Annotated in this window: 17 protein-coding genes and 3 pseudogenes; 13 read left to right on the forward strand and 7 right to left on the reverse strand. The window is 60.2% G+C overall.

All coding sequences use genetic code 11. The features are described 5' to 3' along the window. Nucleotides 1–36: 36 nt before the first annotated feature. Nucleotides 37–1,023 carry a plasmid partitioning protein RepB gene (repB, locus tag AC6IW9_RS05380; protein WP_497769896.1) on the reverse strand — a complete coding sequence of 329 codons (987 nt, stop codon included), beginning with the start codon at nt 1,021–1,023 and terminating at the stop codon, nt 37–39. Beyond that, nucleotides 1,020–2,213, reverse strand: coding sequence for a plasmid partitioning protein RepA (repA, locus tag AC6IW9_RS05385; RefSeq protein WP_003615636.1), 1,194 nt, complete (start codon nt 2,211–2,213; stop codon nt 1,020–1,022). The genes repB and repA overlap by 4 nt, the downstream gene beginning before the upstream one ends. Nucleotides 2,214–2,436: 223 nt before the next feature. On the opposite strand from repA, the gene AC6IW9_RS05390 reads away from it, so the two are divergent. Together AC6IW9_RS05390 and AC6IW9_RS05395 are read left to right on the forward strand one after the other, a co-directional pair. Further along, the gene (locus AC6IW9_RS05390) at nt 2,437–2,781 is read left to right on the forward strand and encodes a helix-turn-helix domain-containing protein (RefSeq protein WP_497769902.1); all 345 of its coding nucleotides are present in this window, start codon (nt 2,437–2,439) and stop codon (nt 2,779–2,781) included. 153 nt (nt 2,782–2,934) lie between these two features. After that, nucleotides 2,935–3,297: a hypothetical protein gene (locus tag AC6IW9_RS05395; RefSeq protein ID WP_497769905.1), complete on the forward strand. Its 363-nt coding sequence runs from the start codon at nt 2,935–2,937 to the stop codon at nt 3,295–3,297. 42 nt (nt 3,298–3,339) lie between these two features. Here the strand turns inward: AC6IW9_RS05395 and AC6IW9_RS05400 are convergent. Further along, a pseudogene (locus AC6IW9_RS05400) lies at nt 3,340–3,508 on the reverse strand (IS630 family transposase); the annotation flags it as partial. Between the two features lie 22 nt (nt 3,509–3,530). Between AC6IW9_RS05400 and AC6IW9_RS05405 the strand changes: the two are divergent. Next, nucleotides 3,531–3,806: pseudogene (locus tag AC6IW9_RS05405) on the forward strand (transposase); the annotation flags it as partial. A gap of 362 nt (nt 3,807–4,168) precedes the next feature. On the opposite strand, the gene AC6IW9_RS05410 reads toward AC6IW9_RS05405, so the two are convergent. Together AC6IW9_RS05410 and AC6IW9_RS05415 are read right to left on the reverse strand one after the other, a co-directional pair. After that, nucleotides 4,169–5,554, reverse strand: coding sequence for a nicotinate phosphoribosyltransferase (locus AC6IW9_RS05410; protein WP_497769909.1), 1,386 nt, complete (start codon nt 5,552–5,554; stop codon nt 4,169–4,171). Between the two features lie 60 nt (nt 5,555–5,614). Next, the gene (locus AC6IW9_RS05415) at nt 5,615–6,694 is read right to left on the reverse strand and encodes a bifunctional nicotinamide-nucleotide adenylyltransferase/Nudix hydroxylase (protein ID WP_497769912.1); all 1,080 of its coding nucleotides are present in this window, start codon (nt 6,692–6,694) and stop codon (nt 5,615–5,617) included. 190 nt (nt 6,695–6,884) lie between these two features. On the opposite strand from AC6IW9_RS05415, the gene AC6IW9_RS05420 reads away from it, so the two are divergent. The 8 genes and pseudogenes from AC6IW9_RS05420 to AC6IW9_RS05455 form a co-directional block, all read left to right on the forward strand. Further along, nucleotides 6,885–7,556: a helix-turn-helix domain-containing protein gene (locus AC6IW9_RS05420; protein ID WP_497772447.1), complete on the forward strand. Its 672-nt coding sequence runs from the start codon at nt 6,885–6,887 to the stop codon at nt 7,554–7,556. A gap of 89 nt (nt 7,557–7,645) precedes the next feature. Then, a complete protein-coding gene (locus AC6IW9_RS05425) occupies nt 7,646–8,182 on the forward strand; it encodes an RES family NAD+ phosphorylase (RefSeq protein WP_497769914.1) in 537 nt (178 codons plus the stop codon). Between the two features lie 249 nt (nt 8,183–8,431). After that, on the forward strand, nt 8,432–9,481 hold the full coding sequence (locus AC6IW9_RS05430) for a BrxR family helix-turn-helix transcriptional regulator (protein WP_497769917.1): 1,050 nt from the start codon (nt 8,432–8,434) through the stop codon (nt 9,479–9,481). Between the two features lie 95 nt (nt 9,482–9,576). After that, nucleotides 9,577–9,984 carry an IS66-like element accessory protein TnpA gene (gene tnpA, locus AC6IW9_RS05435; RefSeq protein ID WP_497763764.1) on the forward strand — a complete coding sequence of 136 codons (408 nt, stop codon included), beginning with the start codon at nt 9,577–9,579 and terminating at the stop codon, nt 9,982–9,984. Next, the gene (gene tnpB, locus AC6IW9_RS05440; RefSeq protein ID WP_497763765.1) at nt 9,981–10,334 is read left to right on the forward strand and encodes an IS66 family insertion sequence element accessory protein TnpB; all 354 of its coding nucleotides are present in this window, start codon (nt 9,981–9,983) and stop codon (nt 10,332–10,334) included. The genes tnpA and tnpB overlap by 4 nt, the downstream gene beginning before the upstream one ends. 49 nt (nt 10,335–10,383) lie before the next feature. Continuing rightward, the gene (gene tnpC, locus AC6IW9_RS05445) at nt 10,384–12,021 is read left to right on the forward strand and encodes an IS66 family transposase (protein ID WP_497763766.1); all 1,638 of its coding nucleotides are present in this window, start codon (nt 10,384–10,386) and stop codon (nt 12,019–12,021) included. A 56-nt stretch (nt 12,022–12,077) separates the two neighbouring features. Beyond that, a complete protein-coding gene (locus AC6IW9_RS05450) occupies nt 12,078–12,293 on the forward strand; it encodes a hypothetical protein (RefSeq protein WP_497769920.1) in 216 nt (71 codons plus the stop codon). 759 nt (nt 12,294–13,052) lie between these two features. Next, nucleotides 13,053–13,481: pseudogene (locus tag AC6IW9_RS05455) on the forward strand (AAA family ATPase); the annotation flags it as partial. Between the two features lie 363 nt (nt 13,482–13,844). On the opposite strand, the gene AC6IW9_RS05460 reads toward AC6IW9_RS05455, so the two are convergent. Both AC6IW9_RS05460 and AC6IW9_RS05465 read right to left on the reverse strand, forming a co-directional pair. Further along, nucleotides 13,845–14,228 carry a transposase gene (locus tag AC6IW9_RS05460; RefSeq protein ID WP_497772448.1) on the reverse strand — a complete coding sequence of 128 codons (384 nt, stop codon included), beginning with the start codon at nt 14,226–14,228 and terminating at the stop codon, nt 13,845–13,847. Further along, a complete protein-coding gene (locus AC6IW9_RS05465) occupies nt 14,150–14,494 on the reverse strand; it encodes a hypothetical protein (RefSeq protein WP_497769923.1) in 345 nt (114 codons plus the stop codon). Before AC6IW9_RS05465 ends, AC6IW9_RS05460 begins: the two co-directional genes overlap by 79 nt. Here AC6IW9_RS05465 and AC6IW9_RS05470 point away from each other — a divergent pair. After that, nucleotides 14,467–17,904 (forward strand): STY4851/ECs_5259 family protein, encoded by a 3,438-nt coding sequence (locus tag AC6IW9_RS05470; RefSeq protein ID WP_497769925.1) that lies wholly within the window; start codon nt 14,467–14,469, stop codon nt 17,902–17,904. The two genes, AC6IW9_RS05465 and AC6IW9_RS05470, sit on opposite strands and share 28 nt — an antisense overlap. A gap of 11 nt (nt 17,905–17,915) precedes the next feature. Further along, nucleotides 17,916–24,116 (forward strand): DEAD/DEAH box helicase, encoded by a 6,201-nt coding sequence (locus tag AC6IW9_RS05475; protein WP_497769928.1) that lies wholly within the window; start codon nt 17,916–17,918, stop codon nt 24,114–24,116. The last annotated feature ends 56 nt before the right edge of the window (nt 24,117–24,172 follow it).

The raw sequence follows: 24,172 nt of genomic DNA on the forward strand, positions 1-24,172 counted from the left end.
CTTGAAATCGTCAGTCAGGTTCGGCTGGCTTCGAACTCAATGTTGCGAGATAGCAACATCGGGCGGTTCCGACGCGCTCCCTTCCTGAAACCGCTTGTATAGGTCCGGCAAGTTCTCGGTCAGCCATGTCGAGAACTGACTTTCACTTTTATGAATAGCGAAGGTGTGGCCCTTGGCTGTCCAAGAAACATAAGCGATTTGTTTGCCTGTCGAACTAGTGATCTCCTTACGCTCGACATATGGCGCCGAGGCCCGCCCCTCGTCGAGAGCCTTCAGAACCGCGAGAAATCTCTGATCGGACGCCATGCTGGCGAAAGTGCTGCGTGCTATGACGGTAGAAGCCCTATCGATCGCACCTTCTGTGGAAAAAGCGCTTGCGAGGTCTTGCCATCGCGGCTGTCCGACGCCAGGAGCGCGTCCAATTACTCTAATGATATCGCGGGGGACGGCTTCGACGACGGATCGCATTTTCGAGAGCCCCGTTCTATCGACGCCGAGCGTCGTCCAAACCGCTTTCGAAGTGAGTCCTTGTGCTTCCATTTCCTTTGCAAAAAGCGCACGTTCGATCCATGTCAGCGCTTCTCGGCCTCCGTTTTCTGCGCCTTGCTCTAGGATCAGCTCGGCGTCAGTCAGCGGTCGAATGAAAGCGCGAACCTTCCGGTCAAGGGACTTGAGGGCCTGAAGGCGGCGATGGCCGTATGCGAGCTGATACCTACCGTCCTTTTCCGGGTGCGGCCGGACCAGAACGGGGATTTTTTGGCCTTCTGCTTCGATCGAAGCGACGAGCAAATTGAACGCCTCTTGATCCTGCTCGAGGCGATCGCCAAAGGGGGATGGATCGATAAGGCCGGCATCCAGGGTCGTGACGGAATCCGCTGTGAGATCGTCGAGGCTGCGACTCAGCCCGGTGATCGCTGTGGAAACGACGCGTTGACGTGGTTGTGACGCCACGCTGTGTAGCTGCGGCGTGTCGATGGCAGGTTCGGTGGATCCGAGCTTGCTCAGAATGGAAGGTCTCTTCAAGCTCTCCCCCATGATTTGTGGATGAGCGCCAGAATTTCTGCGTTCACGCTATCCATGCTCTCAAGCGCCCTCTTCCAAGATTCTCGCGGCACATCGCCGGGCTCAAGTTCGTAGAGCGATTTCTTCGCGAGACCAGCCGCAGCGACGGCTGTGCTTTCGAGCGCCGTCGAAACGAAGACGTGTTCGTCGAAAAGGTGTCTCAGTAGCCCAACGATATGTGCTTGTGGCCCGTCACTTGGCGTATGGCGCGTGACGAGAAAACGTATCCAATTCTGCTCGAGCCGGGCGCCGTTCCGTGCGAGCTCATCGGCCAGATCTCGAAGCATAATCAGATATTGATTCATGCTCGCAACATCCAGCATCGCCGGGTGGACCGTGATGATGAGGATTGTAGCGGCAAAGAGACCAGCGAGAGTGCCAAACCCGAGATTAGGCGGCGTATCGAGAATCGCGATGTCAAAATCTCGAGCGACTTGGTCGATCGATTTTTTCAGTCGCATGAAAAACAAGCCGAGCTCGTCGCGTTCACGCGATGCGAGCGCACGTGCCGTGTCGTGCTCGAATTCCATCAATTCTAGGTTGCCAGGCACGATCGAGACGCCTGGGATGTAGGTGTCCCGAATGACTGAGCGAAAGGGTTTGTGGTCATTGTATCGAATGGCGGCGTAAGCAGTTTCGTCGGGGCCGACGTCGAATTCGGGTTGCAGGCCGAAGAGACTCGTGAGCGAAGCCTGCGGGTCGAGGTCCACGCAGAGCACGCGATATCCTTGGATTGCAAGATAATGGGCTAAATGGATGCTCGACGTAGTCTTGGAGGATCCGCCTTTAAAGTTCGTGCAGGTGACGATTTGCAGTGGCTCGTTCGGCCGCCTCCAAGGTTTAAGGGCGAGGGCGTCCTCTGGCCTGACCTCAGCGAGATAGGACCGCAGCTCGGAGACCTGTTGAAGTGTGTAGACGCGCCGATTGTTATCAAGGCGCGCAGGTTGAGGTCCCTTACCTTCCAGCGTTAGCGATCGGAGGGTCGATTCGGGAACCTTGAGGAGGCGCACGAGATCGTTTGTCGAGAACGTCCGTCCGAATGCTTTTTGGGACGACGGAGGATATAGCCGAGTTCGCAGCGACAGCAGCTCCTGAGAGAGAGCGGCTGTGAACCGATCAATTTTCGCCGTCGTATCCGACATAGCGTCCATGTGGTCCAAATCCCCGTATGACGGATTCGACGTCGTTCGATGAGGAACACCGTCAGGGTTGCCGATTCTTTCGAGAACGGCAAGAGAAAAAGAGTTAACGAAAATTGAGAAGCAAGCCTAACTCTCCGAAGCGCTTGTCGAGAGCACATGATATGTCCGGATTTTGTAGCAGGCGATTTATCCGGTTTGAGGCCGGAGAGATCGCATGTTGCCGGAGGTTCGGATGGCTCGGATCGTCGAGGCCATTGGGCGGCGTCGAGCGATGACATTGAACTGCATCGACGCGGCGGAGCTATTGGTGATCAGCGAGCGGCATTTCCGCCAGCTTCGGGACGCCTATGAGGCGCAAGGCGCGGAAGGTCTGATCGACCGGCGGCGCGGTCGGGCGTCCGGCCGGCGGGCGCCGGTGGACGAGATCGAATGGGTTTTGGAGCAGTTCCGCACGCGCTATTTCGATCTTACGGCCAAGCACTTCCACGAGGCGATCCACGGCGCGCCGATGCCGGATGGGCCAAGTTCTCGCGCTCCTACACATGGACGAAGAGCGTGCTCCAGCTGCGCGGTCTGACGACCAAGGCCAAGAAGCGCGGAGCGCATCGGCGGCGGCGCGAGCGGCGGCCGCTGCCGGGAATGATGGTGTTCCAGGACGCCACGACGCACGCCTGGCTGGAGGGCCGCGGCCCGCTCGACATCGTCGCGAACATGGACGACGAGCCGCATATTGTCGATCTTCCTGGTCGAGGAGGAGGGAACATGGTCGAGCCTGCGCGGGATCAGGGAGACGATCGAGGAGCACGGGCTGTTCTCGAGCTTCTACACCGATCGCGGCAGCCATTATTTCTTCACGCCGGAGGCCGGCGAGAAGGTGGATGCCACGCGGCCGACACAGGTCGGGCGGGCGCTGGCGCAGCTCGGCATCGAGCACATCGCCTCCTATAGCCCGCAGGGGCGCGGGCGGATGGAGCGGCTGTGGGGCACACTCCAGAAGCGGCTGCCGCCGCTGCTGCGCCAGGAGGGCGTCGGCGCCGACATCGAGGCGGCCAAACCGATGGCCGGCGAGCATGTACATGGCGCAGCACAATGAAAGTTTCGGAATGAGGCGGCAGAGGACGGCAACGCTTCACGGCTGATTTCGCTCGTCGAGGAAGAGGTTGCTTGCGGCTCGCAGGTCGGTGACCGACCGTAAGACCCCGCGCTTCTGTCTGCGCTTTGTGAGCTTCTACGGCGTTGAGGCACGAGGCGAATGTTGGCGTGAAATGGAATGTGCACCGCAGATGGCGGCCGAGCCAATGGCGGCCTACGCTTCAAGGATTTCACCTATCGCGCGACCGCCGATCGAATCTCCTGCGGACCATGCGCGCCAATCAGCTGTGCCTGCGGCTCGCGTCCTTCGCTTATGTGCTGATGAGCGCGTTGCGCCGTCTTTGTCTCTCCGGCACGAAGCTCGCGAATGCGACCTGCGGAACGATCCGTCTGAAGCTGTTGAAGATCGGCGCGCAGGTGAAGATCAGCGTGCGGCGCGTTCTGTTCTCGATGGCGTCGGCCTTTCCATACGTGCACGAATTCGCCGCAGCCTGCGCGGCGCTGACATGAAGCCGCGCCGAACCCACCCCTCGGCCCACCGGAGCCCCCACACCGAAACGCCAAAACGTCTGACCAACACACCAGGCGCTTCAGCCGGAACGAGGACGCGCGCCGACACGTCCTCGATCATCAAATCCCGCCAACTTATCCGCGACCCCGCCAAGCGGCACCGTGGGGGTGAGATATGCGGGTTAGGGGACTCAAATGCCAGGTTCGATCCACCAGGTTGCCATGGGCCCGGCTTAGAACGTTGCGAGCTCGCAACATTTGGAGACAGTCTGCTCGTGACCGACCAGCGGGGCCGATCAAAAGCGAGCCCGAGTGGGCTCATGGATGTTGCTAGCTCGCAACATTCAACAGCTGTTCCCAGGTCACCGCCAGGATCGACGCCGAATGTCTTCGAGGCGTTCGTCACGAGTCAAGCGGCCATCAACGAAAACCTCGCCGAGCAAATTCTCCTCTCCCTCATGGCGCTCCTCCGCGCGAATGGTGCGCGGCGCGCCGTCCCTGAGGACCAGCGCGAGGTGACCTTTCTTCGAGGCCTTGCCGGGATCGCCGATCGGCTGCTTGAACACGTCGATCCATTCGCCGTCGACGCGGATAGCGTTCGTCTTCATCGCGAATTTGAGCGTGTCCCGATCGAGCTTCTGCAGCAGCGCCCCGCCCATTCCAAAAGCGATATTGTCCGCCGCGAAGCCTTTCGCGCGCAGATTGTCGAGGATTGCCGAGATTGAGTCTTCGTCGACGCCGTCGCCCTGAATGACGCGGACGCAATCCGGCAGCACGCGAAACCCTTTGGAGTTGGTGCGCACGCCGAATTTCTCGGCGAGAATTCCGACGATCTCCACCGGCGTCGTCCTCGGGTCGCCGGAGTCGGGCCGCACCACCAGCGTTCCGCCCATGGCGCGAACCTCCGAAGCGAGGCTTTCGCCCCAAATCTCCGCTGTCGCGCGATAGACGTCATAGCTGTCGGAGACAACGGCGACGACCTTTCCCGGCCCGCCGAAATTGCGCAGCATATTGGCGTAGGCGTCCGCCTCGCGCTCACGGCCCCAGGAGGTGATCGTCGAATGCTCGGCGGCCGGGATCGAGAATCCCGCCATGGGCTCGTGATAGACGCGCCGCGCCGTTGCCAACGCCGCGAGGGTATCGGTGCCACGGAAATTGACGAGATGGGCGAGGCCGCCGATCGAAGCGCTCTCGCTGCTCGAAGCGCCGCGCGCGCCGAAATCATGCAATGAGAACACCAAACGTTCCTGTGGCGCATCCGACGTCTCGCGCCAGGCGGCGTCGATGATCTTCTTCAAATGCCAGGAGCGCGTCGCCACCGTCGTCGGATACCAGACGGCGCGCAACAGCGCCGTTTCGAGATAGGAGACGATCCACGGAACGCGCGGGTCGGTGTTGACGATCTGCACGAGCGCATTGCCGGTCGGCAGCACGCTGCCCTCGCGAACCGCCTCGATACGCACGGGCATATGGCCGCCATGCGCGTTCAGCACATGATCCCAGCCGGCGCGATTGAAAGGCTCACCATGCGCGAGCAGCATCTCTTCCGCCTCGTCTATGTCGGCGCGCGTGATCGGCTGCGTCAGCACATCCTTCAAATAGATCTGCAAGCCGAAGAACAGGCTCTGCGCAAAGGCGCCGCCGCGCGATTCGATATAGCTCGAGACGAATTCCGTCCCGGGCGGATATTGCAGAAAATGGCTGGCCTTGTAGCTGTCGGCGTCGAGAATTCTGCTGATGCGAGTCATGTCTGGAATCTCCTCCAGCTCGAAACCGGCGCCCGGACTCCCCGGACGCCAAAGTAAAAATCAGTCGATCAACGCGCCCGTCATCTCGCGGATGATGGCGGCATGGTCCTCGAAAAACTGGTCGGCGCTCAGACGGCCGAGCTCGTGCCAGGATGCGCTCGCGGCGTCGTCGTCGCCGCGTACCGAGAACATGGGCTTGCGTGCGGGAAGGTCGAAGAGAAAGGCCTGGGTCACGACGCGCCCGCGTTCGGAGCGGTCGGGATGGTCGAATAGCCGCGTCTTGGTCTCGTCGATGAAGGAGGCGAGCATGGCCGGAGGGATCTCGCCCTTCTGGTCGGAGATTTTGGTCTCCTCCTTCAATTCGCGCACAGCCGCATCGCGAAAGCTTTCATTGGGATCGACATGGCCGCCCGGCAGGGCGAGCAGCCCGGCGCCGGGACGCCGCGCGCGCTCCACCAGGAGAATATGGCCCGACTGAACGACCACTGCATCGACGCAATTGATGAACACAGGGTAGGGTGTCTTGCCCCAGGCGGCCTTGTAGTCGCGATAGAATTCCGTCTCGCCGATCAGCCATTTGAAGGCGTCGGTCAGCATGAAACGGGCGAGAAACTCGCTCGTCTCCGCAGGACAGAGCGGCGCGTCGGGAATGCGCGGCGCGCGGCGCAAATAATCCTCGCGCAGATCGGTTGAATTGAGCGTGCCATGCTGCGTCGGCACATCGACCGCGTCCCAATTGGGAAACATGCGCAAATAATAGGAGGACTTGTCCTTGCTGTGGCCGATGAGCCCCACCGAGGCTCGCTCCGAGCCGCCGTCCTCGGCGATCGCCTCGTCGACGCTGCGCTGGACATGAGCGATCCAAGCGCGGTCGTTGTAGAGAAAATCCGGCAGCGGCCGGACGAGAATGCGATCGGGCGCAGCCTCGATCGCGCCGCGCGCGGCGAGGATCGTGTCGCGCCGCTCCTCAGAGGTGAAAGGGTTGCGCGGCGATCGCGCGGCATTGGACGAGCCGACCAGCACGATGAGCTTGCGCCCGGCGGCGAGCGCCTGACGCATGACATGGAGGTGGCCGTTGTGAAGGGGCTGAAACCGCCCAATGAACACGAGATAATCGTGTTTTTGCGCCGATGCGCTCATATTCAGGTCTCCCCTGAAAGATGTCGATGTCTCGGACTCCCCGTGACATGCGGAGCTTAGGCGCAGGCCAGGGCGGCCGTCAATGACCTTGTCGCGGACAGTCTCTCAGCTTGATCGTCGCGCGGAGAGCGGCGGCGCAGCTCTGGACAACACTTCGGTTCAGTCGCCGTCAGTGGAACCGCGGTTGACGATGTATGCACTGCGCTATATTCTCCTGAAGACAACCGAGACGCAGATGAAAGCCCCCGCTTCGCACGAGACCGCCTTCCGCGATGCCACGAGCGCCGACCCTTTGCGCGAGGCGTTTCTCCGTCGCTCGATAGATACGATCACTCGGATTGCCGCGCATGCCGATCCGAAAATACTCTCTGACGCGCTCGCCGCCTCGACCGGTTTCGGCGCCCTCGCGCGCGTGCTGGCGGACACCGCGACCACCGAAGCCTCGCTTGTCGACCTGGACCCGATCGCCCCGCTTGTGGCGCGGAACGCGGGACATCGCGTCCAGATCCTCGACGCCGCTGGAGGCACGCTCTCCTCGACCGAGGTCGCGCAACTGCTTGGAGTCAGCCGGCAGGCGATCGAAAAGCGCCGGCGCGCCAACGCGCTGCTCGCCGTGCGCATGGGCCGCGATTGGCGCTATCCACGTTGCCAGTTCGACGAGGCCGAGGGGACGGTCGTCGCCGGACTGCCGAAGCTTCTCGACGTCTTCTCCAGATCCGGTCCTTGGGTCGCGATGGATTTTCTGTTGACGGCCGACGAAGTTCTCGGAAACGAGACGCCGATGCAAAGGCTGCGGCGTGAGGGACTGACCCCCGAGCTGGAACGTCTCGCCCGGGTCGAACAAGGCGACGGCTTCGCGTGAGCCCGGCCCGAGGCCCTTCGGGCGTCGCGGCTTTCCCCCCAGCTGCTCTCGCCACTGCGGCACTACCGATCGAGATTCTGCCAGCTCGGATGGAGTTCCACCGCGTCCATCGCACGGAGCATCATCCGATATTTTTCGGTCCGGGTCCGGGAGCGCCACCGACTTATCGCTTCGATAGCGCCTCGGGCTCATTTGGCGTGCTTTATGTCGCATTTCTCTTCGCCGGCGCGCTGGTCGAGACCTTGTCGCGCAACCCACGCAGGAAAATGGTCGCTCAAGCCGACATCGAAGCGCGCGCATCGAGCGTCGTGCGCTGTCGGCGCGCGCTCCGTGTTGTACAGTTGCACAGCGCCGGGCTGCAGATTCTCGGTCTCGACAATTCCATCTCGACGGGACCTTACGAACCTTGCGGCGCCTGGGCCGATGCGCTGTGGGCGCATCCTGACGCGCCGGATGGGCTCGCCTTCCGCTCACGGCACGATCCCGACCAGATATGCTTGGCGATTTTCGAGCGGGCAGGCTCCGGCTTCGACGCGGAACCAGCCGTGCGGCTCGTCGACCGGCTTCCGGAAGTCGCCAATATCCTCGGCGCTTACGGAAAATCGATCCTGCCGACGCCTCGCTGACGAAAAAGGGAGAGGCTGATGGTCTTTGCCACGCTTGAGGCGCGTCTTGCCAAATCGGCTGAAGTTCACTCCGGTGCTGAGAGACGATGCGGAAGGCGACCGACTGTTGAAGACCTTCGGTGAGACGGCCGTAGGATTTCTTCGGCGCAGCGATTGTCTCGTCCGCATCGGCGCAGATGAATTATTGGCCCTGCTGTGGCCGGCAGACAAATTCACGGCTCATCGCCGTTGCTCCTTCCGGATTAATTCTTGTTCGGGCGATGGGTCAGCGCCAAAGCCAACCGCTCCGACATTATCGAGATGTTCGATGTGTCCGTTCCCCAGGCGTCGAAGGACCTGACGCTCTATCAGGAGAAGGCGCCCCGCAACGCGATCTACGACAAGAGCGCGAAGCGCTATGTCGCAAGCCCGCAGTTCTCCCCAATCTTTCTGAAGCCGGACCCCGACAACTATCTTTCCCGCCTGCGCTCACTGGCAGAGGGGCTCGCGGAGCCCAGCGAGTCCTGGATCGCGCAGCAGTGCGCCGATCTTTATCAGTCGCTGGAGCAGCTGAACGCTATCAAGCAGACCGCAAGCCGCCTAGAAGGCATTCAGCGCCTGCGCAGTGAAATGCTGTCCGGCATTGAGAATGTCCTTGGGGAAACCGAGCCCCCGACAGGAGCCCATTTGGTCGACGCGGCTAATGCGCATGCGCGACGCATTCTGGAGAACCTGCGGACGATCTGCCGCGGGCGCGGCGCGGCCGAGCGTGATCAGGCGCCGCTGGCGATCGCCTTGCACAGCCCTCTTTTGTGGGTTCCGGATCTGACCTGGACTGGCGGCTGGACTCCTTCGCCCTACGACGCTCACCAGCTTCTCGACGCAATCATGGCCATCGAAGTGCCGCTTTTCGGCGACAATGCCGCCGCTAGCGTGGAACGCGCGTTCGAAGCCCGAAAGCGGGAAGCAGCGTTCGTTCCAGCTCGCATGCTGCTGACCGTGGCCAAATGGCACGGCGTTGATCAGGACAAGGTCGCAGCCAGACAGGAGACGCTGGCCGCCGACGTCGAGGCGCGCAAGGCCCACGTTCGAGCCCGCAAGGACAAGACTAGTCGAGAGATCGACCGCATGCGCCGTATGGCGGTCGGCACTCTGGAGCAGGCCGCACGGCTGAGCGAAGCTCTGGCCGCAATCAATGTCGAAGCGTTGCCTGCGGTGCTCGACGACGCCTTCCTCCCCGAGGCGGTTTCTGGCGACCGAGTCGTGGATTTCAACGCCGCGCAGGCGAAGCTCGACAAAATAGACCGCGATGTGCAGTAAGCGCCGTTGCGACCCCATTGATTCTTCGGGTTCGGAAGGATTTTCGGATGTGAGATTCTTCTGAGGGACAGCCATGTCTCTGGAAGGATCCGAAGATGAACGAGAATGCGACGATCGAAACGGCTTTTGGCGCAGGATTTGTCGGACGTGTGGATTTTCGTCGTTCACGTTCGGGCAATCGGCTGTGGTCGAAGGAGCTGAAGGGCCGGATCGTACGAGAGAGTCTCGCGCCTGGAGCGCGCGTCGCCGACGTGGCCCGCAAATATCGGATATGCGCGCAGCAATTGACGCAGTGGCGCCGCCAGGCGCGCACCGGGCGGCTCGCGCTGGTGACCGACGGTCCCGCGGAGTTCGTGGAGATCGAGCTCGAGCAGCCCTCCGTTCGTAACGAGAGCGATGCGAAGATCGAGATCGTCGTCGGCAAGGTCGTGTTACGGCTGGATCAGGACACCGCGTCGACGCGCATCGCCGAGATCATGACGGCGCTGGAGCGCGGCGCGTGATCATTCCGTCGCAAGGGTTGCGGATCGTGCTCGCCGTGCGTCCCGTCGATTTCCGCTGCGGGCATGACGCGCTGGCCGCTCTCGTGCAAAACAAGCTCGGACTCGATCCGCATTCCGGGCTCATCGTCGTGTTCCGCTCGAAGCGAATGGATCGCTTGAAGATTTTGCTGTGGGACGGAACCGGACTCGTGCTCGTCTACAAGCGTCTCGGCGATAGCCGCTTTTCTTGGCCGCAGATCAGCGACGGCGTCCTGCAATTGAGCCGGGTGCAATTCGAAGCTCTATTCGACGGGCTCAACTGGAAGCGCGTCGGCGAGCGGATCGTGGCGACGCCGACCGCGGCGAACTGATCGCAACTTCGGCTTCATTCGGCGCCTCGCTTGCGATAGATTCGCCGACGTGACGCCGAGCTTCGATCCCTCCAGACTCGCAGAGCTGCCTGCCGAACTACGCGCATTGTTCGAAGCTCAGCGCGCCATGCTCGAAGCCGAACGCATCCGCGCCGATCATGAGCTCGCCGCGCGCCTTCACACCGAGAGCGAGCTCGCAGCGTCGAAGGAGACGGTCGAACGTCTGCAATTGCTCGTCAAGGAATATGAACGCGCGCGTTTCGGCAAGCGTTCGGAGAAACTCGATCCCGATCAGTTACAGCTCGTTCTGGAAGATATCGAGATCGCCATTGCCGAAGTCCAGGAGCGGGAAGACGATCGCGCGCGCCGCTCGGGGCGCCCGGCGACCAGGGAGCGCGCCGCCCGCGCCGCGCGCGCCTTTCCTGCTCATCTGCCGCGCGTCGAGCGCGTGATCGAGCCAGAAAGCCTCGCCTGTCCCTGCGGCTGCGGCCTGATGGTTCGGATCGGCGAGGACCGCTCCAGCCGCCTCGACGTGACGCCGGCGCAATATCGCGTCATCGAGACCGTGCGGCCCCGCTACGCCTGTCCGACAGGATGCGCGGGCGTCGCCCAGGCGCCGGCTCCTGCGCATCTGATCGAGGGCGGCGTTCCCACCGAGGCGCTGCTGGCGCAAGTGGCGGTCGCCAAGTTCAGCGAGCACATGCCGCTCTACCGTCAATCGCAGGTCTTCGCGCGCCACAGGATCATGCTCGACCGCGCCGTTCTGGCCGATTGGATGGGAACGACGGCCTTCCACCTCGCGCCGATCGTCGAGCGCATGAGCGCGCTGATGAAGCTGTCCGGCCGTCTATTCATGGACGAGACTCGGGCGCCGGTTCTCGATCCCGGCCGCGGCCGGACGAAAACTGGCTATCTCTGGGCGGTTCTGCGCGACGACCGCGGGCACGGCGGCGCCGATCCGCCGATCGTGGTCTATCATTACGCGCCGGGTCGCAGCGGCGAGCACGCCGAGCGGATGCTCGAAGGATTCGACGGCGTTCTCCAGGTCGACGGCTATGGCGGCTATCATCGTCTGGCGCGCGCCGAGCGCAAAGGTGGCGCCCCACTGCGGCTCGCCTGGTGTTGGAGCCATGGCAGGCGCGAGATCATCGCCGCCACGCCGAAAGCGGGCTCGCCCATCGCCGAGGCGATCCTGGCGCGCATCGCCGCGCTCTATGCGATCGAGGCGGACATCCGGGGCAAAGAGGCGCCGATCCGGCAGAGCGTTCGCGCCGAGCGGTCGCGGCCTCTTGTCGTCGAGCTCGAAGAGTTTTTGCGCGCCCAGGCCGCTCGCCTCTCCGGCCGCAGCGACATGGGCAAGGCGGTCGCCTATCTTCTGAATCATTGGGCCGGGCTGACCCTGTTCCTCGACGATGGACGCGTCGAGATGGACACCAACCTCGTCGAAAATCAGATTCGGCCGCTGACTCTCACGCGCAAGAATGCGTTATTCGCGGGGCACGATGAAGGTGGACGTTCCTGGTCACGTCTCGCTTCGCTCATTGCGACATGCAAGTTGAACAGCGTCGATCCCTATGCCTGGATGAAGGCGACGCTCGAGGCGATCGCCGATGGCCATCCGCAGTCGCGCATCGACGAGCTGATGCCCTGGGCCTTCAAATCCTCGTCGCCGACGCCAGCCGCCTGATCGCTCACCATTGCGCTGAACCAATCGCTGACAAAGCTTTGCGCCAAAGGCTTGCAATGCCTTGTCGCAACGAATTGCAAGCTATTCTTCCATTCCAGCGGCAATGGGACGACAACGGCGCTTACGATGTGCAGCGCGAATTCGAAAAAGAACGAAAGCGTTTTTCCGAACGGATCGAAACGCTCTGCAATGACCGCAATCTCGATCCTGCGATCCGTGAACAGCTTCTCAACCTGCTGGACAAGGCAGAATTCACGACGCTCGGGGACTGAATCAATATTCTCAACGAAGGTGAGGGCCGCAAACCGCTTCTCCCCACGGGAACGCTCAACAGCCGCCTAGCCTTCTTCCGGAAGGTCTCAGAAGATCTGACGCAGAACAACATTGATCTTTTGGCTGTCAAGGAGGCGCTCGAAACTGGTTCTTCCTACAGGATGATCGACTACGGCAAGATGGACCGAGACCGTCGGGACGATAGCCTGCGGGCACTCGAAAGCTACGTTAATCTCAAGCGAGCCACCAAGAACGCCAGCATGGCTGGCCCCCAGTTGCAGGCGCAGATGACCGAGGTCATCTCCAACCTATTCTATGACGTATCGCAGCCGAAAGACGATCCGGTTCTGACTCTCCGGCGCCAGGCGACTTATGTCTACGACGCGCACGTCGCGCTGCCGCAGGCTGAGTCGACTTCGCTCGTACTTCCGGAGTTCGGGACCTCGACGAACGGAGCTTGGCGCATCTGCGTTGTCAGCTCCGCGATCTCGAACAGCGATCTCATTCAGCTCGCAAACGACGCCGGAAATCGCGGCGCATTCGTTCTCGTGCTCGGCGCGCTCGTGCAGGAGCGCCGCGCGCAGATCCGAATGGAGCTGATACGGAAGAAGAAGTCATTGCTTGTCGTCGACGAGACCATGTTGGCTGTGGCGTTGTCCGACCCCGACGACCGCCGCCGAGCCCTGGTCGAAATGGCTCAGGGCTACTCCTACGCCAATCCCTATAAGGACCACGCACGCGCAGCGGTGCCTCCTGAGATGTTCAAGGGCCGCACACGGGAGCGCACCGATATCATCGACCCGACTGGATCTTACGTGGTTTTTGGCGGCCGCCGTCTCGGCAAGACAGCGCTGCTGCGCCACATCGCCGCAAAGCAGCCGCCACACGCTAATTACACCTACGTGGACCTCAATGACGTTCAGTACGCGGCGGACGCGTTTGATCGTATCTCGAATAAGATCGGGACAGAGATTTTCAAGGCTACGATCCACACCGGCGCAGAATTCGAGACCACCGTAACTGCCTGGCTCAATGGAGACGACCGTCGGCGCCTGCTGCTCTTGATCGACGAGGCCGACAAATTCGTCCGCGCCGAGGCCGAAAGCGGCTTCACGTGCATCGAAGCTATGCTCAAACTGATGGGCGACACGAACAATCGATTTAAGTTCGTGCTGGCAGGACTCCATAACGTGTCTCGCATCGTCCGGGCCGAGAACTCGCCGCTCGTCCAGATCTCGAACAATCCGTTGCGCATCGGTCCACTCGTCGACCGTGACGTCGACGACGCCGAGTTCCTGGTCCGCGGCCCGTTGGCGGCGATGGGTTACGAGTTCGACAGCCGCGAGGACGTCTGGCGCATTCTGAGCTTCACCAATTACTACCCGGTCCTGATCCAGCTGTTCTGCCAAGAGCTGCTCGGCCTAATCAGCGAGCAGGCCTTGCAAATCGGGAAGCCGCCAGCCACTATTTCGACGAAGCTCGTCGACCAAGCACTCACCTCTTCCAAAGTCCGCAAGAGCTTATTCGCCTCCTTCGAGAAAACGATTTCATCAATCGAAGGCCGCTACGAGCTCATTACCTACATACTCGCCGCCCGCGACATGCTCGAACGGGAGACAGGCATGGCGGCGGAAGGCATGACTCCTGGTGAAGTCGCGGAAGCGGCTATGGACTACTGGCCGGCCGAAGCCTTGTTCGATACGAGCGCGAGCTTTGTAGAGGGTCTTGGCGAAGAACTTGGGCCTCTCCTTTTCGTTGGCCTTGTGCGGGATCACGGGAGCGATGCCCCGTTTCCTCGCCGCCTCGCGGTTCGCCTTGCTGGCATAGCCTTTGTCGCATACTATGGCGCGAGGCTTTATATCGGGTCGAGCATGAACAGCACCTTGTCGTACTGAATCGTGAGATTGCCGGTCAGCGTGCGTTCCTCCTTCCAGGCGAAAACGTCCTGCAACGGCACCGGCGCCGAATGCGGACGATGAGCGTTTTGGTCGGAGCGCGGCGGTTTGCCGAAGCGCGCGTTGTATTGCGCCATGAAAGCCGGCAGGAACGCGTTGGCGCCGGCGGCTTCGGATGAAATCCACAACGCCTCCGCATGTCGGCGGCGTATACCGCGACGACGAAGGATGGTGCGGATCAGCAGCCCGAAGATTCGTATTAAATTTCGAAAGTCACTTGACGGAATCGCAGAACCGTGAGTCATTTGAAGTCACCGTTTGCGATGAGATCAAGACATTGAACACAATCAAATTCCAAATGTGGCGATGGTTCGAGGCGATGCTCAAAGCACGCGGCCTTTCGGCCCCTGACGGGCGACCTCTTCACGAATACAAGCTCACCAATTCCGAAGTAGAGCGCCTAAAGTCCGTGCTTGCCGACTGCTTCGCGAGGGGCATACCACAAACGCCGAGACTCCTCGGCGCCGGGCTATCGCTATGGGCGGCGTATTGGTTTCAACGCGCCTTCAACGGAGGGCACTGGAGTTGGCTGGAGCCGTTGAAGGAGATCTCCGCTCCAAACGATCCGAGTTCCCGAGAGACGCTTATCACAAGCGGCTTGGATTACCTTGGTCGCGAGATTCGGAGGATCAATGGAAAACGTCGTTTCCTCGTCACGATCGTCTTGGAAGGCGGTTTTCCTGCCCGACTAATCTCCAGTGACCGGGGCTGGCTTCAGCACTATATCGAAGCCGTCACGCTGGCGGCGACCCACGGCGACTTCTCGCCATCGGCGGCTCTCGACCATGCCGAGCACTACCAGTTCCTTGTGCCGGCATCGTTCCGGGCTGAAGGACTCTTGCACCTCGTCGCCGATCTGGCCGCCCACGTCGCCGAATTGCGGCGCCTCCTTCTTCGGGGCGGCATTTCGGAAGGCGGCGTCGAATGGCTTGATCATCAGGACCCGCAGTGGCGGGAGAGGCTTCCGATTTCTACTGACGATGCCGCAGCACGCCGGCTTGTCGAAGGATTGGTAAGGGCGAGTCCTTCCAAGGCAGTCATGCCCGTTTCATGCCGGCGACTCTTAAAGCGGAATGGTGATCGCTGGTCGCGCGCCATTCGCTTGGAAGTCGAAGGCAAAATTGACGAGGAGGATCTGTCCAGCGAAGTCCGCGCGTGGCTGCAATCGCTGAATCGGGCGAGGATATTGGCGGCGGGATTGTTGGAGAAGCAAGGGTTGCCGGCGATAGGCGTCGCCAATAGGGCCGAATACGAAGGATGGCGAGGTTGGGTCGTGGAGTCCCTTCTGCAGCAAAAAAGCGTGATCGTTGAGAATTTTCCCTTCGAAACCGATGCTCGTTTGGTTTTTTCGGCTGGCGCCGGTCCCGGAATCGAATTCGTGCCGTCCGGCGGAGCAAGGCTTACGTCCGACGTGCTTGTGTTCAAAGAGGAAGCGGCGGTCGAGGGACAGGAGCTTCCCTCCTCCCTGATTCTAGTCGGAGCCGGTTCAGTCAAGGCGCGCGAGCCGAGGCTGTTCGTCCTCGCTCCATCCCGCGCTGCTCAAGCCGTCCTCGCTGGCGGCGCGCCCGTTGAGATCGCTTCGATCGGCGATGCGAAGCTGTGGAGGGTCGATGGAGCATCGACGTTCACGTTCGACGAGGATCGATACATCGTTCAGACGGGTGAGAGCGATGCCGAGTCGATATTTATCGAAACGATCGGGTCGTCGCTGGAAGGCGTGAGGTCCGCCCATCAAATTTTTCGCGGATGTCCGAAGTTCGAGTTGCATCGCGGAGAAATCAAACGCGTCGGAGACAGGAGCAATCTCCGAATGCGCGTTTCGGGACGAGGACAAAAATGGGTTCACTTCGATCCTTTCGCTCTGCCGTTCGGCTTGGTCGAAGTCGCGTCCTTGGAGAAGGACTACATTCTGGATCGAACAAAGTTCATTCATCTTCCACCGGATGCGAAGGTTCGGATATCAATTCCCCAACGCGGACTCTGCCGCGTGTTGTTGGATGGCTTCGACGGAGGCGGGTTGACGCCGATCGATCTGTGCTCGCGGGTGGAGGTTTCGTCTTCCAAGCCCTCTAGGTTGGACTGCTCTGTCAGGACATCCGGGATTCAAAATCCGGATCTCGAGGTTCGCATAAGGTGGGCGAACAGTGAAGCGGACGTCCATATTCCGGTCTTGGCCGACAAGCTTGCTTTCTACGACGCCGACGGCTGCCAGATCCATGATCGAACCTCCATTTCGCTGGCTGGACTCCGAGGCGCGTCCGTCGAAGCCATCGATTCGTCGACCGTGTTGATGACGCTGCACGAGCGCGGGAAAGTCGAAGTTCGTCCGTTGTCGGCAGAGCGTTCATTCGAACGATCGCTTCCGTTCTCCCGGATTCGAGGAGACATCGAACGCCTTTTTTCGATGACGGACGATCTCGACGCCGAAGTGCGGATCGAGGCTATCCATTCCGGGACCGTTCGGAGTACGCTGCATATCAGGCGTTTCGATATTGTTCTGGAACCGGATTCAAACGACATGGTCGCACTGGATGCGGCGAGTATGCGGCGCGTCGTCGATGAAAATGCCAGGGAGGCATGGGTCTACGGCAGGCCATTCAAGGACGTGGGGGGAGAAGACAGAAAGCTGGATACTTTCAAAGACACGCAGGGGCTTCACTGGGCTGTTCCAGATGGCGAAGGTCCGTGGTTCGTCTACGCCAAAATCGACGGCGTGACGAGATCGCGCCCGCTGCATGTTAGCCGCGATCTGGATGAAGACGCAGAAGCCGATCCCTATTTCGACGCGGTAACGACGCCAAATCGGGAAGAAAGGAGGGGGCGAATCCTCGCGCTTCTCGCCGGCATCGGCAGGGGGGAGGATACGGGATCCCTGAATCGGATTCTGGGCTTCATCAAGTCCATCGATCCTGTTCTGCCGTTTCAGTCCTTCGACGTTCTTCGTCTGCTTTCGGTCGAGCCATCGGCGGCGGTTCGAATGGCTGTCGATGCCGATGATTCATTCTTGCATCGGGTGATCGACATCGACGAAAAACTGCCGTTCAATTGGTTCACCAGTGGACCGCAGAGTTGGATCGATGCGTTTGCTGATCAAAAGGCCTCCTATATCGAGAAATTATCGATTGCTGGTTTGGACACGACGATGGCGATGAGAATAGCAGGGGATGTCGTGCGGAAGCGCGTCTATGAGATCGTTCGTCGACGCCCATTCCTTTCTTTTCACTTGGCCGTTGCGATGAGAGCCTTGAACCAAAACGAAGACGAGGAATGCCCGCAATCGCTTGCCAATGCCTGCCATATCGTCGATGCCGGTCCAGAAATAACTTCAGTGCTCGTCTTGGCGTGTCGCGGCGCCGTCTCGTCTGCGCTGCGCGATAACGGTGAACGTCGATGGCCAACTTTATCCAGCTTCCGTGATCAGTTCCATGACCTGATGTCGGCAAAGACCGAAACGCCATTTTGGAGCCATTTCGTTCTCGATGCGCCGTTCGTGGCGGCTGCCGTGGCGGCGGGCGACATCGCCGAGGCAGCCGACTACGCACGATCGTTCAGGATCTGTCAGACGTTCGATCCTTCGTATTTCGACGCCGCATTCCAAACTGGACTGGCGGTCGCGTGGGGTCGAAAAGCCGCCGCGCTCGTGGGCGCAGCATGAAAGTGTAAATCATGAACTTCGATCCGTTCGATACACTTGCGCGCATCGGTCAACGCACGACCTCGGCAGTCGTGGCGCGCGCTGGAACACAGTGCATGCCGCTTCGCGAATACCTGTCCGAGGCGATGAAGGGGATCGGGGGATCTGATTCGTTCTTGAACGAACCGTACATCGACGCGGCCCATGGCTTTGCTTCGTCAGAAGAGACGATGGGCGATTTGTCGGGTCGACTTCTGCTGCCAGAACTCGTCGAGGCTTTGGACGGGAGCGGCGCCGAGCAGCCGCAAGACAGGGAGCGCTATCGCTTCAAGAAGGAGTGGCGGCCTTTCCGACATCAAGTCCAAGCGTGGCGGGAATTGCTGAAGCCAGAGCCGAGATCCGTCATGGTGACGAGCGGCACGGGTTCGGGAAAGACCGAGTGCTTCCTAGTCCCACTTTTGAACTCGCTTGTCGAGCAGGCGTCGACGACAGGCAAATTGGTTGGCGTTCAAGCGATAATGCTCTATCCACTGAACGCCCTGATCAACAGCCAGCGCGAACGACTTTTCGATTGGACCTCGTCGTTCGGCGGGAAAATTCGTTTTGCCCTCTATAATGGGGAGACGCCGTTCGACGCGTCGGAAAGGGAGCGTCGCGAGAGGCCGAACGAGGTCATCGACCGAAAGACGCTCAGGGTGTGTCCTCCGCCGATTCTCGTGACCAACATCACCATGTTGGAATATATGCTCGTTCGTTTCGAGGATCGTCCCATCCTCGAAACATCCGAGGGCAAGCTTCGCTACATAATACTGGACGAGGCCCATACATATGTCGGGTCGCAGGCTGCGGAACTCTCGCTTCTCCTGCGACGAGTCATGTTCGCCTTCGGGGTGAAACCTGAAAATGTCCGTTTTGTCGCGACCTCGGCGACGATCGGGAAGCAGGGCGACCCGGAGACTGCCGCCGGACTGCAAAAGTTTCTCGCGCAGGTGGCAGGCGTTCCCCAATCCCAAGTCACCGTGATCGAAGGCAAGAGAAGGCCGCCGGTTCTTCCGCCGATGGTCGAGGGATCCGTGCTGCCGGGGATCGATGAACTCGAAACGCCCGACGTGATAGGCCTGTTCGACCGGTTGGGAACGACGCCATCCTATGCAGCCGCTTTCGAAAAGGTTGCCGGTGGTCCGGTTTCGTTCGGTGAATGGAGCCGGGCGCTCGGGACCGAGGACGCGGACCTCGCCAGGGCCGTTCTCGTGGCTGGAACCCGCGCGGAGAAGAACGGCGAGCGGCTTCTTCCACTGCGCTTACACGCCTTTCATCGGGCTCAAGCCGGCGTCTGGGCCTGCCTGAATCCCGAGTGCTCTGGACGCCGTGGAACCAGATTGGACGATCCGACTTGGCCGTTCGGCGCCGTCCATCTCGAGCGGGTGGATCTCTGCCTGCACTGCTCTTCGCCTGTCTTTGAGATCAAATATTGCAGCCGGTGCGAGCAGATTTCGCTCGCGGCGAAGAAAAATCCTGATCCAGATGGAAGGCAATGGCTGACGTCGGTGCCCCTCGACGCGGAGGAGGACGAGTTCTTGTCGGAGCTGGAGATTCCAGATCCCGAAGATGACGACGCCGGCGAAGACAAAGATGACGCCGAGACGCAAGTGTTCGAGCAGGAGTCGAGGGAAACGTTGATCGCCGCCGAGAGTGCGTCGTCTGCCAGCCCGCAATATGTCGATTGTCTGAGCGGAGAGGTCAAGGACGGCGATGGAGCGGGCGTGAAACTGTTCAAATTGGGGGATTCTCATTTTTGTCCACACTGTGGGTCCACATTTTCACAGGGTGCGGAGCGGTTGCTGTCGATTCGCTTGGGAAGTCCCTTTCTGCTCGGTAGCATCGTGCCCGAACTCTTGGACGACGCATCTCAAGCACCGTTTCCTTTGAAAGATGGGAAAGAGGATTCACGAAAGCGCCCAGCGGACGGCAGGCAGGTATTGATGTTCACGGACAGTCGGCAGGGAACCGCCCGACTGTCGGCAAAGCTCCAGCGCGACGCCGAGCAGAATCATGTTCGAGCTTTCATTTATCATACCGTCCAGGCCAACGCGGATTCCGCTGACCCGGAGGAACGTGACCGGCTCGAGCGGACCATTGGTGCCCTCAAACTGGCGGCATCGAATGACCAGAGATTGCGCGAGCTTTTGGTGCAGGAGGAGCGCAGACTAGCCGCCATCGACAGGCCGAAGCCGGTGCCGTGGAATACGATGGTCGACACGATAGCCGGCGATGACCGAATAAACCGCTTTATACGCAACCAAGTATGGGTGGAGCGTGAACAGGAGTTCGACGACAAGACGAGATTCGCCGAGTTCCTTTTGCTTCGCGAATTTCTACGCCAGCCATTTCGCGGCAACAGCGTCGAGACAATGGGACTCGCGGGTCTGCGGTTCCAGCATTTCGAGGAACTTCGGGATGACCAGGTTCCTGAGCCTTTCAGACGGAACGGAGGAAGCGCCGAGGACTGGAAGGATCTACTCTACGTGGCGATGACACGTATGGCGAGACAGAACTGGTGTGTGGGTGTTTCGCCCACGTCTTTACACTGGATCGCGCATAAGAGAGGAAGGCTGAAGCTTCTGAAGTCGCCCGGCCTCCCGTTCGACCGAGCTCGTGAGTTCGGTTGGCCGAGTCAGAGCAAGCCGCTCGATCGACGTCAGTTTATTCGCCTGCTGGCCCAAGGCCTCGGCTTGTCGCTGGATGATCCACGTCATCGAGACGACATCGACGAATGTCTTGCGAGGGCGTGGCAGGCATTCATAGGAATTTGCAAGCAGGCCGAAGGTGGCTATCAGCTCGACTTCAGCAAGTCGTCCTTGGTCGCAGTCGAACGGTCGTTCGCATGTCCCGTCGTCTCCGGTCTTCTCAGGGATAGGCGCTTTCGAGGATTGTCTCCGAACCCGCGTGTGCAGGACGACGATTTTCTTCAATCGCATGCTGTAGAGCTTCCCAGATTGCGCTTTCATTTTTCAGGGGATGGGGGAGTTCCAGTCGAGCCAAAAGTTGTATCTGAATGGCTGCAAGGCGACGAAATCATCCGTAATTTGAGGAATCTGGGCGTTTGGTCCGACTTGCACGATCGCATTGCACAGTATTCGGTCTATTTTCGTAGCGCCGAACATTCCGCGCAGCAATCAGGGGCGCGCCTCAAGGAGTATGAAAAAGAGTTCAAGGCTGGACGTGTCAATGTGCTGAGCTGCTCGACCACGATGGAGATGGGCGTCGACATTGGTAGCGTATCGACCGTGGCCATGACCAATGTTCCGCCTTCGATCGCCTCATACCGACAGCGCGTCGGGCGAGCGGGACGTCGTGGGCAAGCTATCGCTTCGTCGTTGACGTTGTGCAGGGACAGGCCGATCGACAGGAACGTCTTCCGAAGTCCTCGCAGCTTCCTAGAGCGTACGATTTACGCGCCATCTGTCGCGCTCGATAGCGCCATCATAGCCCAGAGGCATGTGAACGCCGCCTTGCTTTCGAGGTTCTTGGCCGAGCGGCAGGCCGAACTGCATAAGATCACAGTGGGGCCGTTCTTCGGATTCAAGGCCGATGGCTCATCGGTGGAGCGCGGAGACTCTCTCTCCGAAAAGTTCGCCGTGTGGTTGGACTCGAAAGCGTTGCGGGAGGATCCGTTATTGGGAGACCAGCTGGGGTCTCTTCTTTCCGGAACGGCGTTGGAAGGCTCCGAAGCACTTGCCATTGACCAGACGCGCGATGCGGTCACTGCGGCGCGTGGAGCCTTCGAGGATGAATGGGAGGCTATCCGATACGATCTTTCGTCGACAAGGGAAGCGGGGGGAAGAAGATCCGCATTGGAAATGCAGCTTCGGCGGCTGGTGGGCGAATATCTCCTTGGCGATCTTGCCGGCAGGGGCTTTCTTCCTGGCTACGGGTTTCCGACGGATGTCGTGAATTTTGATAATACCGTCTTTCAGGGGGCTGCGCGCAATAATGGTCCGCAGGCTGGTGGGGCAGCTTTCGATGGCCCGAATAGTCGGATGAGGCTGCGCGACACGCCCAGTCGACAGCTCGATCTTGCCATTCGTGACTATGCGCCGGGGAACGACGTCGTCGTGGACGGACGCGTCTACCGATCGGCCGGACTGAGACTCGCATGGAAGCGACCCGTTACGGAGGAAAGCGCAGAAGGCATCCACGCGCTCGGACACGCGTGGCGATGCAAGGCCTGCGGCGCAAATGGAATCAGCCACGCGAGTCCGGGCCTTTGTTCCTCCTGTGGTAGCGACAACCTCACGGTTTATAGATACCTGAAGCCATCCGGCTTCTCGTGTGATCCATGGGAAAAACCCCACGACAAGATCGAGGAAATGAACTTCATCAGGCCCAGAAATCCTTGGGTCGCGGCGCAAGGTGGCGAATGGATAAACTTGACGGCGAGGGAAGCTGGTCGATTCAGGGCGAGTCGCTCGGGGAGCGTCTTCCACTTCACGCTTGGGTCAAAGGGCTTCGGATATGCGATTTGCTTGGCGTGCGGACGCTCGGAGCCGGAAACCGCTCCCGAGCATGATGGGCCGCCGTTGCCTTCCGAAATGGGCAGCCATCGTCCCTTGCGCTCGAAACGGGGCGTCTCGCGCTGCGAAGGGATCGAAGCGAACCATCGTCCGTTCGCCATCCAGCGTCATCGCGCCATGGGCTATCAGGTGACGACAGACGTCTTCGAATTGCAATTGCACGCTCTCCCGTCGCCGGAGGAAGGATACCCGTTGGCGGTTGCGTTGCGCGATGCCTTGGCTAAGAAGATCGGGGTGGAGGAAGCCGAAATGGGTGTCGCGGTGACGCAAACCTCCGGGGATGACGGCATCGCTCGGTGGTCCGTTCTGCTCTATGACAAGGCTCCCGGCGGCGCGGGATTTTCCATCTCTGCGGCGGCGCGAATCGAGGATTTGTTGAAGGATGCGGAAACGATTCTCGATTGTCCGAACAAAGCGTCGTGCGTGTCGGGCTGCCAAGATTGCGTCATGTGCCGCGACATCGAATATCACGCATCTAGGATAGACCGGCCAGCGGCGCTACGCTTTGTTCGCGACCTTATCAAGAGTCTCGGGCTTCCGGCAGAATTGGAGGTGATGGGGGCGGAGACGCGATCTGAGAATCAGCCGCTCGTGGACGCGTTGATGCGCGAGATGGAGAGCAATCCGCAGCACGAGCTTGTGATCTGGCTGGTTGGAACTCCAGAAGATTGGGAACTCGACCGCTGGGTGGCGCTTAGAGCGGGGCGGCGACTGTCTCAGAGAGGGCGATGCGTTCGTGTTCTGGCCGATCCGAAAATCCTGGAGGCGGTAGATCAGGCCAGTCGGATACAATTCTTTGGACTTGTGGCGCAGACCGGCTGTAAATTGGAGGCTGCTGCCTCAATCGATATCGCTGGCGATTACCGCGTTTTGGCTTGGGTCGGATCCGTCGGAAATGGGTCGGCATGGGTGAGCGCAGATCCAGCGGCTTGGATCGCGAATGAATCTTGGGGTCAATCGGGGAAGCATCCCGTATTGCGTGGTCCCATGACATGCTGCGTGAAGGGCCACCGCATCGATCCCACGATCTTCCTCAGCGCACCCGAGCGCACGACCGTTATTAACGTTGGGAAGGATCTGGACGGCACGGTCGAAGAATTCGGGACTTTTTTCTGGGAGTTCATTGGGAAAAACTCCGCCGCAATACGTGAAAGAATTCAAAAGAGGACGCCGCTGCTCGCCCTTGCCTACTCGGACCGATATTTGAATTCGCCGCTCCCTATACGACTCCTGAGAGAAGTGCTGACGAAGGCGCCGGGAATTGGAAATGACACGACATTGAATCTCACGACGGCGATCCTATCGCCGTCCATGAACACCTTGTTGCCTGTGCAATTGAAGCATGACTGGAAATTGGCTGGTCATCGCGATGGCATCTTGAAAGGGATGTTCGATTTCGACTTCCCGCAAAGATTCCGACTCCAGTTTGCGGACAAGCGGAATGTCGCGCATGGGCGCGTGTTGCGCTTGTCCTACGATGACGGAGATCTCGTGCTCTATCTGGATCAGGGCTTTGGATATTGGACGACTGCGGTAGCTACGCAATTTGCGTTTTCGGCTACTGTGGCCGATCAAATCCATGAATTGCGCCGACTTAATTTCCGAGTGACGCAAGGAGGGAGATATCCGTCTTGGCTGGCTCTGAAAGAGGAAGCGTGACGGATTGGGCAATCCCGAGGTCGTGACCTTAGAGCGGGTTCATCATTTTCCGATTC

The organism is Methylosinus sp. shoA (assembly GCF_059718125.1).

Coding starts and splice junctions, on each gene's coding strand:
- repA (WP_003615636.1), bottom strand. CDS start 2,213: ATGGACGCTATGTCGGATACGACGGCGAAAATTGATCGGTTCACAGCC.
- AC6IW9_RS05390 (WP_497769902.1), top strand. CDS start 2,437: ATGGCTCGGATCGTCGAGGCCATTGGGCGGCGTCGAGCGATGACATTG.
- AC6IW9_RS05410 (WP_497769909.1), bottom strand. CDS start 5,554: ATGACTCGCATCAGCAGAATTCTCGACGCCGACAGCTACAAGGCCAGC.
- AC6IW9_RS05415 (WP_497769912.1), bottom strand. CDS start 6,694: ATGAGCGCATCGGCGCAAAAACACGATTATCTCGTGTTCATTGGGCGG.
- AC6IW9_RS05420 (WP_497772447.1), top strand. CDS start 6,885: ATGTATGCACTGCGCTATATTCTCCTGAAGACAACCGAGACGCAGATG.
- AC6IW9_RS05425 (WP_497769914.1), top strand. CDS start 7,646: ATGGAGTTCCACCGCGTCCATCGCACGGAGCATCATCCGATATTTTTC.
- tnpA (WP_497763764.1), top strand. CDS start 9,577: ATGAACGAGAATGCGACGATCGAAACGGCTTTTGGCGCAGGATTTGTC.
- AC6IW9_RS05450 (WP_497769920.1), top strand. CDS start 12,078: ATGCCTTGTCGCAACGAATTGCAAGCTATTCTTCCATTCCAGCGGCAA.
- AC6IW9_RS05465 (WP_497769923.1), bottom strand. CDS start 14,494: ATGACTCACGGTTCTGCGATTCCGTCAAGTGACTTTCGAAATTTAATA.
- AC6IW9_RS05475 (WP_497769928.1), top strand. CDS start 17,916: ATGAACTTCGATCCGTTCGATACACTTGCGCGCATCGGTCAACGCACG.